This is a genomic window from Olavius algarvensis spirochete endosymbiont (genome assembly GCA_900608495.1).
GTDB lineage: Bacteria > Spirochaetota > Spirochaetia > DSM-2461 > DSM-2461 > UBA2779.
On the sequence record UWYT01000194.1, the window covers coordinates 105,877 to 121,516 of the forward strand.

General features: G+C 46.2%; 12 protein-coding genes. 1 reads left to right on the top strand and 11 read right to left on the bottom strand.

Going from position 1 to position 15,640, the window contains the following annotated elements:
- Positions 1-148: 148 nt before the first annotated feature.
- From S1OALGB6SA_RS06100 to S1OALGB6SA_RS06145, 10 genes are all read right to left on the bottom strand, one after another.
- A complete protein-coding gene (locus S1OALGB6SA_RS06100) occupies positions 149-592 on the bottom strand; it encodes a DUF188 domain-containing protein (RefSeq protein WP_037561854.1) in 444 nt (147 codons plus the stop codon).
- Complete coding sequence (gene manA, locus S1OALGB6SA_RS06105; RefSeq protein ID WP_037561853.1) at positions 576-1,829, bottom strand: mannose-6-phosphate isomerase, class I; 1,254 nt, start codon at positions 1,827-1,829, stop codon at positions 576-578. Before manA ends, S1OALGB6SA_RS06100 begins: the two co-directional genes overlap by 17 nt.
- A gap of 317 nt (positions 1,830-2,146) precedes the next feature.
- Positions 2,147-3,004 carry a carbohydrate ABC transporter permease gene (locus S1OALGB6SA_RS06110; protein WP_037561852.1) on the bottom strand — a complete coding sequence of 286 codons (858 nt, stop codon included), beginning with the start codon at positions 3,002-3,004 and terminating at the stop codon, positions 2,147-2,149.
- A complete protein-coding gene (locus S1OALGB6SA_RS06115) occupies positions 3,001-3,912 on the bottom strand; it encodes a carbohydrate ABC transporter permease (protein WP_306766988.1) in 912 nt (303 codons plus the stop codon). Before S1OALGB6SA_RS06115 ends, S1OALGB6SA_RS06110 begins: the two co-directional genes overlap by 4 nt.
- 90 nt (positions 3,913-4,002) lie before the next feature.
- Positions 4,003-5,247, bottom strand: coding sequence for an ABC transporter substrate-binding protein (locus tag S1OALGB6SA_RS06120; RefSeq protein ID WP_124032867.1), 1,245 nt, complete (start codon positions 5,245-5,247; stop codon positions 4,003-4,005).
- Positions 5,248-5,498: 251 nt separating this feature from the next.
- Positions 5,499-5,972, bottom strand: a complete 474-nt coding sequence (locus tag S1OALGB6SA_RS06125) for a GyrI-like domain-containing protein (RefSeq protein ID WP_037560682.1) — start codon at positions 5,970-5,972, stop codon at positions 5,499-5,501.
- A gap of 189 nt (positions 5,973-6,161) precedes the next feature.
- Positions 6,162-6,968, bottom strand: coding sequence for an ABC transporter ATP-binding protein (locus S1OALGB6SA_RS06130; RefSeq protein ID WP_052079709.1), 807 nt, complete (start codon positions 6,966-6,968; stop codon positions 6,162-6,164).
- Positions 6,961-7,968: a FecCD family ABC transporter permease gene (locus tag S1OALGB6SA_RS06135; RefSeq protein WP_052079707.1), complete on the bottom strand. Its 1,008-nt coding sequence runs from the start codon at positions 7,966-7,968 to the stop codon at positions 6,961-6,963. The genes S1OALGB6SA_RS06130 and S1OALGB6SA_RS06135 overlap by 8 nt, the downstream gene beginning before the upstream one ends.
- Positions 7,965-8,870: an ABC transporter substrate-binding protein gene (locus tag S1OALGB6SA_RS06140; protein ID WP_037560681.1), complete on the bottom strand. Its 906-nt coding sequence runs from the start codon at positions 8,868-8,870 to the stop codon at positions 7,965-7,967. Before S1OALGB6SA_RS06140 ends, S1OALGB6SA_RS06135 begins: the two co-directional genes overlap by 4 nt.
- Before the next feature lie 253 nt (positions 8,871-9,123).
- Positions 9,124-9,519 carry a hypothetical protein gene (locus S1OALGB6SA_RS06145; protein WP_124032868.1) on the bottom strand — a complete coding sequence of 132 codons (396 nt, stop codon included), beginning with the start codon at positions 9,517-9,519 and terminating at the stop codon, positions 9,124-9,126.
- A gap of 936 nt (positions 9,520-10,455) precedes the next feature.
- Here S1OALGB6SA_RS06145 and glpK point away from each other — a divergent pair.
- The gene (gene glpK / locus S1OALGB6SA_RS06150; RefSeq protein WP_124032869.1) at positions 10,456-11,961 is read left to right on the top strand and encodes a glycerol kinase GlpK; all 1,506 of its coding nucleotides are present in this window, start codon (positions 10,456-10,458) and stop codon (positions 11,959-11,961) included.
- Between the two features lie 346 nt (positions 11,962-12,307).
- On the opposite strand, the gene gpmI is transcribed toward glpK, so the two are convergent.
- Positions 12,308-13,960 (bottom strand): 2,3-bisphosphoglycerate-independent phosphoglycerate mutase, encoded by a 1,653-nt coding sequence (gene gpmI, locus S1OALGB6SA_RS06155; RefSeq protein WP_037560677.1) that lies wholly within the window; start codon positions 13,958-13,960, stop codon positions 12,308-12,310.
- Positions 13,961-15,640: the final 1,680 nt, after the last annotated feature.

Here is a 15,640-nt window from a genome sequence, read left to right on the forward strand (position 1 = left end):
ACCTATGAGAGCGAGAATACAAATCCTTAACTCCTCCTCGCCGGCCTCTTTCGCAAAGAGCAGATTTGGATGGGTAAAAAGCATTTTTGCGCAGAACACATAGCAATCAGAGCAGTCGCAGAGCAGTCAATAGATGGATTAAAAAGAATTACATGCCGTCGATTAGTCTCAGCAACGAAGACTCAAATTTCGAACTTGCCTCCGAGCTATAATGCATCGGCGATTTTCGGGCGATTCCTCCCCGTCTAATCGCCAGCATCAATTCAGCTTCCTCTTCCCGAGCCTTCAAGTCCCGAAGTTTCCAGATATTGCCCGAGTCGTTCATCACAGTTACGCCACTGCCAATCAACCTGATGCCCAGAGTGAAATCTCTTGTAATCGCAATATCACCTGAACAAGCTCGAGAAGAAATGAAATCGTCAGCCGCATCTTTCCCTCCACTGACAACACTCATGGAAACCCAGCTAACCTGAGCGGCTGGTATTGGCCTATCGGCCACAACATGAACATCAAGCCCTCTTTGCTGCGCACAGTTTAGTAGGACATCCATTGCTCCACGAGCGCACGAATCTCCATCAACCCAAATCATCATGACCAACCTCGGCAATAGCGCATTTTCCCTTTCCCCTAATCAAAACATCCTCGGCCGTCCAGGGCACAAAGGCACTAGAACCTCTATTCAGAACCAAATCATCAGTACCATCTCCAAGTACAATTCTTCCTTCCATAGCAAGAACAATCAGTGGTCCCTCGCCGGACGCAATTCGAATCTCGTTCACGATGTTTCCCATACTCTGCAGATCATCTGGCTTCTCAGCATTCATCAAACCCAGATTTGCCAAGCTCAATGAAAATTCCGCCACCTGCACTGGATAACGGCAAAAGCCACGCAAATCCGACTTTCCCACCTTAAGCACCCGCGGTGTCGAACTAGAAAAATCAAGCACTCTTACCAGTTCCACAACATCAACATGTTTGCCAGTCAAACCTCCACGCAGGACATTGTCCGAATTCGCCATAAGCTCCAAGCCAAAGCCCTCAAGATATGCATGTAGCGTCTGAACCGGTTGAAACAATGCCTCCCCTGGTTGAATTTCAACAACATTCAGAAAGAGCGGCGCCAACACACCGATATCACCAGGGAATTCCTCGCTCAACCTGGAAATCCAATATTTCTGCAAAGAATCCCAACCGCATTCAGATCTATTTAGCGCGTCAACGACCGAAGCAAGCAGGAGAGTTTTGGTATCGTTATCAGCAGTAAGCAGACTCACAAAGAATGATTTGAGCATCTCAGTCTCATCTATTCCTTTTCCTAAATTCAAACTGTCAGTTTTCAGAATCGAAAAAGACTCTCGTACCTCAGCAAACCTCCGAAAACCAATCATTGCGCTAAAGGGTGTAATAGCCATGATTATTTCCGGCTTATGATTATCATCACGGTAATTGCGATTAATCGCTCCGATGGGAATCTTCTTCTCATTTTCCCTTAGAAACCCAGTCTCCGCTGCTTCCTTTGATGGATGCGCTTGAATTGAAAGCGATTTTCGTGCCGCAAGAAGTTTAAACAGAAAGGGAAGTGAACCATATTGCTTTGCTTTATCGGGTCCCAGCATCAACACCGGATTGCGTACAATGGTTTCGATTAACTCCAATTCACCACCATCATTCATCTTCAACTTGGAAGAAGCAAGTGGATGCGCACCCATCCACATTTCGGCAAAGGGCCTGGCATCCGGATTCGCTATTCCCAAAAAATCCGGTATGTAGTAATTATCACCCCAAGAATAATCACGAATTGGATTCACCATCAAGAAGAAGGATTGCATTACAAACCATCATATCCGGTAATTAATGGAGATTCCACAACACTGTGATTATTCTGCAAGATGCAGGAAGTAAGTTTATACAAAGCAAAGTTGCGTTTGTGCCTGCTATGCATCATACACATGGATTAGATAAATCTCTCGATTCCCGAAAAGCGAAGCTCAGATAGAAAACGACTTTCGTCGCATGAGAAGAGCTTACAACGATGATTCGAATGTTATTGCAATTGATGCAGATGCGGTATTCTGCCGTGCAATCCTTAATTTACAGGCTTCTGAAGTTTTCCAGAACCTGCCCGAACTCTCACAACACTCGCTGGCTATTTAATTGAGCCTTGAACCATGCCCTTGATGATGCTCCGTTGAGCAAGCAAAAAGAAAATAATAACAGGAACCATAGACATCAATATGGCGGTTAGTATGAGATCCCACTGCTTAACATAGGCTCCCGCGAAATTGGATACAGCAAGCGGAATCGTCATTACACGACCACTTTTGCCCAGAATAAGCAGAGGTAAGAGATAATCGTTCCAAATCCATATGCTGTTAAGAACCAATACAGTGGCGTGGATGGGCTTGAGAATCGGGTGAATAATGGTATAAAATGTCCGAATACGTCCGCATCCATCAATGCTAGCCGCTTCTTCGAGTTCGTAAGGAATGCTCTTGATAAAACCATGATACATGAAGATTGAAAGAGAGCTACCAAAACCAAGATAGGCTAGAATCATACCGCCGTAAGTTCGCAGCAGTCTAATCCCAGTGAAATCCGTTACCGTGCGGAACCAGGAGAGTAACGGAAACATAACTATTTGAAATGGAATAACCATTGTCGCAACAAAAAGGGTGAAGATAAAGATAGAGAGCCGCGACTTGGTGCGCACAAGAACCCATGCAGCCTGAGAGGATAAAAACATAATGAATAAGAGAGACAGAACCGTGATTAATACCGAAGAGAAAAACGACCGCGAATATTGGACATTTGGATTGGCCCAAATATTTGCAACATTCCTACCGAGTTGTCCCCAGTCCTCGGGTAGTCGCAGTGGATACTGTGTAACATCGAAAGCATCTTTGGCAGAATTGATAAGAACAAGCAGCAGGGGCAACATGAATAAGATGAAAAACAGAACTCCGAGAGCTTCCAGAAAAATTACGCGTTTTTTGCTTTGTTTCATAATTCCACTTCACGTTTCTTGCCCGCCCGCACCTGAACCACTGAAATCAATACGAGTACCACGAAGAACAAGAAGGCCCTTGCCTGACCTTGGGCGAGATTATTGGATACGAAAGCCGTATTATATATGTCTAAGGCCAGAAGTTCAGTCCCATTCATAGGTTTGCCCATGAAAATCGTCGATGGCCCACCGGCGGTTAGCGAAACATTGACATCGAACTGCTTAAAAGAATTCACCAGGGTAAGAAATACGGTAATGGTGAAGGCTTGGGCAACCATCGGAATAGTGATATTGCGCAGGCGCTGAAGGCCGCTGGCGCCATCAATCCGAGCTGCTTCCAGCAATTCCACCGGCACACTTTCCAAAGCCGCTACGTAAATCATCATTATGTAGCCAGCATACTGCCACGTACCAACTATAACCAAGGCTACCACCGAGGCATTTCGACTGGCGAGGATTAAGTTTTTGGGATTGGATAAAAACGGTAGTTTCAGCACCTCGCCCAAGGTTGGTATTGCGTTATTAAATATGAACTGCCAAATATAACCTAATATCAATCCACCAATCAGGTTTGGAAGAAAGAACCCGACACGATATATATTGCGCCCCTTGATTGCTGAAGTAACAAGCAGTGCGAGGCCGAATGATACAGCATTTATCGCGAGAATATTTAAGGTGGTATAGACGCAGGTAAGCAAAAAAGAATAGATGAAAGAAGGATCCTTTAAGCTTTCGATGAAATTCGTAAGCCCGACAAAATCCAACGTTGCCCCCAAGCGAGCGGACGAACTCCAATTAGTCAGTGAATAAAAAATCCCCAAGAAAAAAGGAATGATAACCACCATCAAAAAGGCGAATAAAATCGGAATAAGAAAGAGCCAGAAAACGAATTGACTCCTTTTTTTCAACAAAATCTGTTCCTCATCTTTTTCAGAGTAGACAAGGAGGGTGGATCTACCCTCCTTGTCCTCATTGCAATTGCAATTGCAATACGCAAACTATCGGTTCTGGAAGGCTTCAGTCAACAATTGGATAAATCTGGCTTTGTCAATTTGATCGTTGGCAAATTGATTATAAATCGGGGCCAGAGTCTTATCCCGAAATTCTGCGCTGAAAAGATACTGATTCCAGGAATATACCTTGCCCTGGGACATCCAATCCTGAACCGAACTTGAAAGCTGTCCATCGGGGTTGAGGGTTATGTTAGTAAAGGCTGGTATCATTTTCGCTTCTTTAACTATATAATTAGCGCCAGCGGAGGTTGTAGCTAAATCGACAAGGAATTTTTTCGCAAGCTCGGCGTTTGCAGATTCAACATTTACGAGGTAAAACGACGGGGCGGATACGAATATACCGTCGGTAACGGCTTCCATGGAGCCATGAGGAGCGAAGGCCATTTCAAAGGTTGCATTTGCGTCAGCCATGTTGGGATCGGTCCAGTTTCCTTGATGAAGGAAGGCGGCCTTACCAGTGGCGAAAGCCCCAACCTGGGCATCATAGTTACCCGTGGTGAGAATGGCTTTATCGGCATATTGAAATAGAAGCTCAACCCAGTCCACATATTCAGATAAGCGTTTGGAATCCACCTGCCCTGCCAGCAGCTGATCAACAACCGAAGTATCTCCGTACTGCAGCCCGTTTGAGAGCAGGGAATTTAAATTGTGGTGAGTTGTAACCCAAAACATTTCGGTGCCGGCAGCCATCGATACAACCGAATCCAGACCAAGCTGTTCCTTCATGGAATCAATCTTAGCGAACGCTTCGCGGTAGCCGGAAAGATTCACCAGGCTTTTCGGATCCACTCCCGCTTCGGCGAGTATATCGGCATTATAAGCCAGCCCCCAGCCTTCGATCGACACGGGAAAGCCGAAGGTTTTACCGTTGTGGACAAAGGCCACATCGGTTTTATCCACCCAGGCTTCATCACTGAGATCCGCAGCTATGGCTTGCCACTCCAGATAATCTTCCAAACCGTTAATAGCAAATATATCCGGCATTTCCCCCGCGGCGTAATCGGCCTTGAGTTGCTGCCCAAGATCGCAATTTCCACCACCGCAGGATTTGATAACTACTTCTACACCGTTCTCTTCGGCCCAGGCGGCAGCATAGGCTTTGAGCTGACCATCAATTTCAGGCTTCCCTTGAGCAAGGACTATTACATCTTTTTCCCATAACTTGCAACCATTGGCGAATAACGCCGCCATCGCAAGCAAACCGACCATGATTAACGAGATTCTTCTCATAAAACACTCCAAAAACATCCAAAATCAATATCCCTTAGGGGATACGCGCAAATCGGCGGATAGATATCCAGAATAGTACACCTTTCCTCTTTTAGCTTGGCAGATTCACCTCAATAATGTCAAGTCCAGCTATCCAAAAATTTAAGCCCCGGGTTGCATCACAGCCTCGTCCACAGTTGCCAGTTCCAAATGTAAGCTATCAGCGCGGAGTTTCTTTTCTCAATAAACCTAACGGATTGGCATTTGTGAGTTTAATCGTATAAATAGAAAATATTTGTTTCCCAATCCTTGGGATCCGGCTTTTCAAAGTAACTAACGGTATATTCCTCAATGTTGAGAGTGGAGTTAAGCTTGTGCGCTATCATGTAATTCATCAATTGTTCGTGCGCTTCCTTAAGATGCTCATAAGGGCCTCGAAGTATTGTTGTCACAGCCTTTGACTTTTCTACTTGGTAGACGCTGAGTTCTGGGTCTTTCGGTTTTGGATTTCCTTCAATCGGAAAGCCGATGCCTAAGCCAGCGGTATTCGTTTCCGCGTCCCAAGAGTAATAAACGCCCGTGGCTGGTCCTGCTATCTTGATATTATGTTCCTTAGCATATCCATAAGTTTTCTCATATGCTTTCTCCCAGAGGTTTTTGTCCGCGATGTTTTCCATTTTAACTTCATTTCGCACAATGAGGTAGTTCTTCTGTGCAAATGTCGTTTTACTGATTTCATAATTCATGATTTTTACCACCTTTCACTTGTATTTTGGACAGTATTGTCAGATAAGCGGCACTATGTCAACCTTGTCAAAGTGGCAAGGGCCGAGTGTCCAGATTGATCGCTAATCACTATTGAGCAAAGCAGTAATCGACAAAAGAGCAGCACGCACAGCATATCAATGTTCCAAAACGTACGATAAGCATCGATATCACATATAGTGCTGAGCCAAATCAGACGCGGGGGGCATGCCGAGCATCATTCTGCCATCCGCGCTGAAAAATCGCGTTAACTCGATGTCGTAGATATCCGCAAGTCGCGAGGATTGCAGAACCCTCGAAGGTGAACCGCTATCCAGTATTCTGCCATTGTCCAGCAGCCAGACTTCATCGGCATAAAGCATGGCATCGTTGACATCGTGAATAGCCGCGAGGATGCATTTCCCTTTCTTCGCTTCTTCTTTAAGTCGGCTGAGAATCCTCACTCTGCTTTGAAGATCGAGATGATTGGCTGGTTCATCGAATAGCAGGATTTTCGGCTGCTGTGCGAGGGCCCTGGCCAAACGAGCACGTTGGAATTCACCGCCGCTGAGATTGCTTATGGACCTCATTCGAAATTCGCCGAGCCCCCAGGCGTCTATCTCAGAATCCACGATTTTTCTATCTTCCACAGCCATTCTCCTGAAAGAACCAAGATGCGGAAATCTACCCAAACCGATATATTTAACCAGTTGAAATCCGAAGGGATTTTCCGATTCTTGTGAAAGAAATGCCACCAGCTTCCCCCTCTCTCTGGATTTCCACATGCCATAATCCTTACCGAAGAGATCAATTTTGCCACTGCTGGGTCTCAAGATTCCCGATAACAACCTTAACAAAGAGCTTTTACCTACCCCGTTGGGTCCTAACAGCGCTATGAATTTCCCATCTGGGATTTCTAATGAAATCGGCCCAAGCCGAAATTGTCCGAATCTCGGTTTCCAGGTTAGATTTTTTAAGGTGAGAGGTGATTTAACCATCCAGACGCCCTTCACCTCGCTTACCTCTTACTAAAAACAAAAGGAATGGAGCCCCTAGCAGTGCAGTTACAATTCCGAGGGGTATTTCACTCGGCGGATTCAGCATCCTCGCCGCAAAATCAGCTAAAACCAATAGTATCGCGCCCCCTATCCAGGAATTGATAATGAGATTCCGGTGAGATGGCCCCCCTAGAAATCTGGCAATATGCGGAATCATCAAGCCCACAAATCCGATATTCCCGGAAACGGCAACAGCCGCAGAGGTTCCAAAAGATGTGATAGCCAGAACAATGGAGGCCGATCTTTGAGGTTTTACTCCCATTCCGTGTGCGCTCTCATAACCGGTAGACAGCACGTCAATCATTCTGCCCATCCCGACAAGCACAATAGCTGATGGAATCGTTGTCACTGAGAGCCAGAGAACCTTTTCCCATCTGGCTGAGGACAAGCTTCCCAGGGTCCAAAAAACAATTTTCTCTATTTGATTGTGATTGAGGGCCATCAGCAGCCAGATTATCGCTTGGCAAACCAGGGCAATGGCTATCCCCGAGAGCAACAAGGTTGATGGAAACCGAAAGGCCCCCCGCCCCGCCGCAAGGAAAACCATCATGGTTACAAGCATCGCTCCGCTAAATGCAAAAATACCCAGGATGCCAAGGCCAAATCTTCCTGAAAGGGGCGATAACAAAATCGCGATAGCCGCACCAAGCGCCGCTCCGGAACTAATGCCCAAGAGATATGGTTCCGAAAGAGGATTGCGGAACAATCCTTGACAGGTAACGCCTCCAATGGCAAGAATGCCGCCAACCAAAGCCGCACAGAGAACCCGTGGAAGCCTTATCTTCCATATTATCAAATCCCAGCTGCTACCTCCGTCGCCCCGCAGCAGTATTTCCATTACATCCGCGAGTGGAATTCGAATCGAACCATAGCTAACCGCGCCGAAAAGGGCTAACACCAAAGCCGGTATGCCAAATAATATGAACCTATTGTTCTTCAATGAAATGCGCCAATCGTATCGACAAGGCGGGCAAAGGCCTCTGCAATTCTAGGACCTTGTCGGGATATGGAACTATCATCCATCACAATGGCATTGCCATTGCGTACCGCACGCAAATCCGAATACAACGGTGTGATGGGAAAAACCTCCTCAGCCCAAGGTGGAATAAGCACTATGTCCGGATCTCGCTCAACCAAGGATTCGAGATTGAAAGACCAGCCGCTAACATCGGCAGCGATGTTTTCTCCACCAGCCATTTCAATCATCTCGCCAATAAACGTATCGCCACCGGCAGTCCAGTCTCCACCCTCTCCAAATCCTGCCACATAATACACGGTCGGCTTCACAGCGAATCGCACAACCTTCTTCATGGCATCGGCGACGGTGGCTTGCATAGAGAAAATCAACTTCTCCCCTGCCTCCATATCGCCAAGCAAAATCGCAACCGGACGAATTACCCCATTATAGACACCCTCGAAAGTTTCCTGTCCCTTAAGCACGGCCACCTTAAGCCCCACTTCCATCAGTTTTTCGAAAGCCTCGCGAGTAAAATGAGTAGAGGCAATCACAATATCAGGAGACAGGGCGACTATGAGCTCGATGTTAGGTTCAATCATATTCCCCACAACCGTTATATTGGCAACCTCGGGCGGATAATCGCAGTACGCGCTCCTTCCAACCAGCCGCCCCCCATAGCCAATCGCAAACACTGTTTCAGTGATACCTGGCGAAAGTGAGACTACAGATTCAGCAGGGCCGTCCAAAACAACCGATACGCCATAATAATCAACGATGGAAATCTCAGTTCCCCTCCCCACAAAATTGACAAATAGGAACTGTACAAGTAAAAAAACAGAAATCGTGACACCCCGTACGTTGCGTGCATCAAAAAAACCGTTCACCAATCGTCTCCTGTCCGTAATCGCATGGCAAAACTCGTTCAAAAAATCAATTTAGTCAAGAACCACACTGGAATCAGAATATCTCATAACCAGCTTATCCGGCAAAATGAAGTTGCAGACATCGCTTTCGCAGATTCGCAAAACTTCCTGAATCCTCTCATAATAAAGGGCAAAATCAAAGGAGAATTCAATTGACCCACGTCGGTGATTATCCGCTCAGTCGCGTTTCCTGATTCAACAACTGTACCAGATTTTACACAATGCAATTCACCCTTATTCCATCTTCCCTCACCTTAAATACTCGCAGCAAGATCATCAAACCTGGGGCATGGAAACACATAGTCAGGAAATCCTCCCGAATAGAGAATCGCCCTATTCTAAGATGCAACTGCATACGAGTTTCCAAATTCTTCGTCTGGCTCAAAGTTTGAGAACACAGATTTGCGAGAATCTTCAGTGCCTGGACAGGTCTGCGAGTACGGTAGGTAAATAAGGATGGAGTCTGCGCGAGGAATTCAGCTTCGCCGATTAAAGAGCCGGAGACAAAACAAACCAGGAGAGTTGAATCGTTAAAAACCGCAACAACAGAGCCAGATACGATAGGCAAGAGAGTATCGGGCACTTCATCTCTGAGGTAATTTGTGCTCACCAGATAGTCTATGAGAATCCTAATCCCGCTCCAGTAAGGCGGCAAACTTGAGGCGGATCGTCGCCATCACCGGAGATTGAATACACGCGCATTCCCCGTTCGCCTCGGAGCAGGCTGGTTAAAGCAGCAAAATGATCATTGTGAGCATGCGCAATAAAAACACCTCGTATCTTAAGCTGGATCAATTCCAATGGACTGCGATTGCAAAATCGATACCCAGCCCCAACGTTTATCAGATATTTACAACCACGGCAAGTGACTATACTTCCCATACAGGGCTTATCCGGATTCCAGCCATCACCTTATCGAAAAATAGTCCTCTTCCACATTCACCTGGCTCAGAGCGCAGGATGGAAACTAATCCTTGCTCTCTGGCAGATTCAAATCAACACCTACCTCTTTATTTCTGTAAGTAAATGAATAGAAATTCAAACCTTTTCGTTCAACGCCTGCATCACACGGCAAACTTGTGTGAGGATCAAAAAACGGGAATACATCAATTAATCCTCGGGTGCCACAGGAGATTTTCAACTTCACGGCTCAAAGATTGTGGTTGTGCTTTCTAAACCAATCAAAATGGGCTTAACGCCAGTATTGCCAGGGTGTCCCGGGATTGCCATCCCATGGAGTGAAGCCGCACCGGAAATTCTGCGCGGTTCCAGAAACTATCATTCTGAATAGAAACATCTAAAAGGAGTATTGCATTGGGGCCTGGTTAATTCCATTCTGCTCGAACTTTTTTTTAATCAAGTTAATTTTTTCGAAGATGTTTGACACTGTCCATCGGGGTTCCACAAAGAATGCGGAAATCCGCGTTGGGGATTTCTACCCACCAGCATCCAAGCATAATCTGCATCTTGATCGTTTACATCTGAACCCTGATCAGTATTATGCAATAGAATCTATTATCGTATACTTGACCGAACAGGAAAAAACATGCAGCAGTTTATAATAGCACTCGATCAGGGAACAACCAGCTCCCGCGCGGTTATATTTGATACTAACTGCACTATACTATCGTCATCGCAGCAGGAGCTCACGATATACAATCCAAGAGAATCATGGGTTGAACAAGACGCTATGGAGTTATGGTCGAGCCAGCTCAATGTCACAAAACGAGCCATAGAAAAACTGGATGCCGATATTTCTCAAATTGCAGCTATCGGAATCACCAATCAACGAGAAACAACCATACTCTGGAATCGTAAAACCGGAATTCCTGCAGCATACGCAATTGGCTGGCAATGCAAACGCAGTTTAGGAATCTGCGCGGAACTTCGAAAAACCGGACAACAAGAACTAATACAAAGTCGGACAGGACTTGTACTAGATCCATATTTTTCCGCAAGCAAAATCCGTTGGTTATTCGACAAAAACCCGGACATCGCTCGAGGGGCCGAAGAAGGTGAAATCCTATTTGGAACAGTTGATACCTGGCTTCTGTGGAATCTAACGGGGGGCAAAGTTCACGCAACCGATTATAGTAACGCATCCCGTACAATGCTGATGAATTTGGAAAGCGGATTTTGGGATGAAGAGATTCTCGAATTATTCAGAATCCCCCATCAGATACTGCCGGAGATTCGTCCCTCCGTCGGGTTATTTGGAGAAACGGATCCAAAAATTTTCGGCTTACCTATACCTATATGCGGTATCGCCGGCGATCAGCATGCCGCCCTTTTCGGACATCGGGCATTTGAAATCGGGGATGTGAAAAACACCTATGGCACTGGTTGCTTCATACTGATGAATGTGGGCGATAAACCCGTTTACTCGACTGACGGATTGCTCTCCACAGTGGCCTGGGGCATAGACGGTAAACTGACCTATGCACTTGAAGGAAGCGTGTTCATGGCTGGCGCATTGCTCAAATGGCTGAAAGATGATTTGCAACTGGTTGAGAACTTCGAGGAGGTCAATCGACTATCCGAGGAAGTTGCCGATTGTGGTGGATTGTATCTGATTTCTTCATACCAGGGATTAGGTAGCCCCTGGTGGGCCAGCCATGCTCGTGGTGCCCTGATTGGATTGACAAGGGCTAGCAAGAAAGCCCACGTTTGTCGGGCCTATTTGGAGTCCATTGCATATCGCAGTAGAGATGTGCTTGAAGTAATGTCTCGTGCCGCCGGTAAACATCTGGGTAGAATCAAAGTGGACGGAGGCGTGAGCAACAGCGATATATTGATGCGTATCCAGGCTGACATACTTGGCAAGCCAGTTGAACGCCCGGGATTCGCAGAAATGACTGCTCTGGGAATAGCATTGATGGCCGCCATGGGCGCCGGGGTTTGGGAAGACTTAGACATGATTGCGAAGTTATCGATAGATGGATACTTCGCTCCTCCCCGCGCCAAAGTTTTTGAGCCTACAATGGAAGAAGATAAGCGGGAAAAATTCTACACCGGCTGGCTCAAAACCGTTAAGAAAATCATAAGAGATTGATGGATTGATTATGTGGATGCAAACCAAAGAAGTTCCGGCATGAACCAGATGGGCCGTAATAAAACCCGGCAAATCAGAATGGAGGCAAAACGCTCGAATCCACCTTTTGAGGCTTACATATTCCGCGTGGAAAAGCTCAAAGCCAAGAGACTTGAGCTAACTTTTGAAAGTCCATTTAAATGCAGTTTGCGGCCGCTATGACAGCAGTCTGTCGATTTACAAGCCATTCTTAGATAAACAGCTCAAGCAAGAAGAGCTATTTAAAAGAGATTTTTCGCGATGAAAACTCGAAGAACCAGCGGTGTCCAGCGAAAACGCCTGATTAGGCAATCAAACAGCATCCAGTTCAAAAAGCTATGATTCCCTCATCATAATTCTCTGGAGCCTGATATCCAAGCAAGTTAATGCAGGTGCTTGCAACCGAGCTTATCCCTAAATTCTTCCTGAACTCAGTTGAATACTCGCCATTATAAAGAGGATCGTATAACAGGAAAGGCACGGGATTCAGAGAGTGAGAGGTTTTAGGCTTTGGCCTTCCATCTTCACGGAAGACAACTTCGCCCTTTTTATTCCGTTCAAACATATCGTCAGAGTTTCCATGATCGGCAGTCAAAATCAATATGCCGCCAGTCCTTTCGACCGCATCTCTTATCCGCCCAATCTGGATATCCATTACTTCTATTGACGCCAGGGTTGCCTGAAAATTCCCTGTGTGGCCAACCATATCGCCATTAGGAAAATTCAACTTTATAAGATCAAACTCCCCGTTATCGATAACCTCAATCACCTTATCCGCAATCTCCGCACACTTCATGGCGGGTCGCTGTTCAAAAGGGATAATATCCGACTTAATCTCGAAGTATTCCTCAAGCGATTTATCATAATAGCCCGTACGGTTACCGTTCCAAAAATATGTAACATGACCAAATTTCTGTGTTTCGCTAATAGAAAACTGCTTTACGCCACTGGCTACTAGGTATTCAGCCATAGTGCAGTCTATCGAGGGTGGAGATACAAGATACTGGGTAGGAATATGAGCATCCCCATCATATTCCATCATGCCCGCATACTCAACCCTGGGAATCCGAACACGATCAAACTTATCAAAATCGGCGCCACCTTCAAAAGCTTTCGACAACTCAATCGCCCGATCGCCTCTAAAATTGAACAGAACAACACTATCACCATCCAATATGGGGCCCGCACTCTTTCCATTTTCTCCAACGACAATAAACGGCGGAAGGTCCTGATCTATCATTCCTGTTCGCTTCCTCAGAGCCACGATAGCCTCAGTTGCCGTTCGAAAAATATCACCCTCACCCAGTACATGTGTCTTCCAACCTCGTTCCACCATACTCCAGTTTGCATCATAGCGATCCATGGTGATATTCATTCTCCCACCCCCGGAAGCAAACCTCGCGTCAAACGACTCCCCGGACTCCGCACTCAGAAACTCCTCAAACGGAGTGAAATAATCAAGAGCACTAGTCTCACCAACATCTCTGCCATCAAGAAGTCCATGAACCCGAACTCTGGATACAGCAGCAGATTTGGCGCCAAGTACCAGGGTTCTCAGATGCTCAATGTGGGAATGCACATTTCCATCGGAAAGCAAGCCAATGAAATGCATCGCGCCGTCCGTTCTTTTTACATTGCTTACAAGTCTCTTCCAAACTTCCCCTTCCAAAATGCTTCCCGATTCTATCGAATTGTTTACAAGCTTGGCACCCTGCATGAAAACCCTGCCGCAACCCATGGCATTGTGCCCCACTTCAGAGTTCCCCATATCACTATCCGAAGGCAATCCCACCGAGGTTCCATGCGCCTTGAGTCTGGTTCCAGGCCAGTTCTGCATTGCATAATCCAAAATCTCCGTATGCGCGGCTTTAACCGCATCCCCCTCCTCATATTTACCCAATGCCACACCGTCCATAATGCAGAGTACCACTGAGCCTTTTCTCTTATCCTTAAAAGAATTCGGATTTAGCGCCTTACACATTTCTCATTACAACTCCTGTTTTCTGGATTAACTACCGATATAAGCCGGGCCTCGGGTATATTGGGCATGCACCGACATACTCGCCTGTGCGATTAGCACGGAACACTGACACTGATTAGCACGGAACACTGACACTGAGTATAGGCATGTAAGAACGAGGGTCAAGCCAATGATGCAATTCAAAGCATTCTATGACGATTCAATGATTTGAGCTTACAATCTCCAACAAATCGCTTTCGCCCTTTCCAGAGTTCTATGTTTGCGGAGAAGCCGCGAGTGGATTTTATGGATCGGAACAAACCTTTATGCCCAGAACCCCAAGGTATTCCTTAGAAGCTGGTTTGACCCAACCCAGGACGAGAGTAGACTATCGCCCCATTGCCAAATTTCGAATCAGTTCCAGAAAATTTAGCCGATGCTCCGCCTTGGTGCTAGACGATCGGTAAAGAAACTGCCAGTATTCCTGTTAAGACAGAACTTCTTAGCTTCAATACCCTGGTGTGATCGAACTTTGCAACTCGCATCAGGAGCTGCTCTGACTAGAAGCTATCTCACAATCGAAGTAGAATTCTTGTTGTTGATGAGTATTTAAAGAAGAGCCAGGTTAACCAGAAAAAAGATATCATGAATTTGGCAATTTCCCTCGCGACGATTTTAACATTGGAATGAGGACTGGTTGCATGCTCCTGTTCTCATCTTTCTGCTTCTCAGTGCAAAATTACACTAACTCACTGGAAGGTCAGAGTCGATGTTTCCCGCTTGTAGAAGCAAAGTGTAGGTTTTTTGATACTGATGCGATTGATATCCCTCACGGCCTTCATCTCCAAAGACTCAGCCCTACAGAGAGGTGGTAAGCACCCACGGGATTTTGCGAATATCACCGACATAACGACATAGCTTGACAACTCTTATGAGTGGCAGTGGATTCATTCGATTTTTGCCTGAACTGATTCTGTAATCCCCGTGGGGATTCTCTTAAAACTCGGAACCAGGTTTTTACAACAGCCCTTATGTCAGTTATTGATTATCCACCATGCCTTACTTCCCGGCGCACTCGCTAGTCAATAGCTTCTCAATATCGAGGCTGTTTATCCTACTTCATCAACAATACAATATTGTTTCGACGGATTCCCTCGAATCCCGTATACTTGAATTATCCAATGTTCATAATCAAGCATCCGCTCATAAACCGTTGCAAGAGCAACCCATTCGATTTTTGAGGCCTCATGAGACAGATGAACTCTAGAAAACGTCCCTTATTCTCCTTCTATATATCTATCCATGATGGAAAAATTTGCCTCGTCAGTGCCGGATATTATATTCTAAACTCTTTCGATAAGCATCCCCATGTGCCCCCCTTGGCGCATGGGGCTCACCTTCCCAACTGACGCTCAAAGGATAGACAAAATGCGTGTGCATTCTGCCCCCCCCCACTCACCTGGGGCTAAGGACGCCGCCAGGCCCCCTGGCGCCTCCTTAGAGTCTAATAAGGAATTCGCAGCAAAGCTGCAGGTGGAGTTAGTAAGATTCCTGCTCAAAAGAAGGGCCGCAACACTGGCCGTGCCTTAAGCCCAGGTGAGATTCATCCGGCCCGAGGCAGGTGAACAGAAGTTATTTGATTTGAAGCAAAGCCTTAAGCAAGGAATAGGTGAGGATGGCTGCTGCAATTAGTCTGGTGTT

Coding starts and splice junctions, on each gene's coding strand:
- S1OALGB6SA_RS06100 (WP_037561854.1), bottom strand. CDS start 592: ATGATGATTTGGGTTGATGGAGATTCGTGCGCTCGTGGAGCAATGGAT.
- manA (WP_037561853.1), bottom strand. CDS start 1,829: ATGCAATCCTTCTTCTTGATGGTGAATCCAATTCGTGATTATTCTTGG.
- S1OALGB6SA_RS06110 (WP_037561852.1), bottom strand. CDS start 3,004: ATGAAACAAAGCAAAAAACGCGTAATTTTTCTGGAAGCTCTCGGAGTT.
- S1OALGB6SA_RS06120 (WP_124032867.1), bottom strand. CDS start 5,247: ATGAGAAGAATCTCGTTAATCATGGTCGGTTTGCTTGCGATGGCGGCG.
- S1OALGB6SA_RS06125 (WP_037560682.1), bottom strand. CDS start 5,972: ATGAATTATGAAATCAGTAAAACGACATTTGCACAGAAGAACTACCTC.
- S1OALGB6SA_RS06130 (WP_052079709.1), bottom strand. CDS start 6,968: ATGGTTAAATCACCTCTCACCTTAAAAAATCTAACCTGGAAACCGAGA.
- glpK (WP_124032869.1), top strand. CDS start 10,456: ATGCAGCAGTTTATAATAGCACTCGATCAGGGAACAACCAGCTCCCGC.
- gpmI (WP_037560677.1), bottom strand. CDS start 13,960: ATGTGTAAGGCGCTAAATCCGAATTCTTTTAAGGATAAGAGAAAAGGC.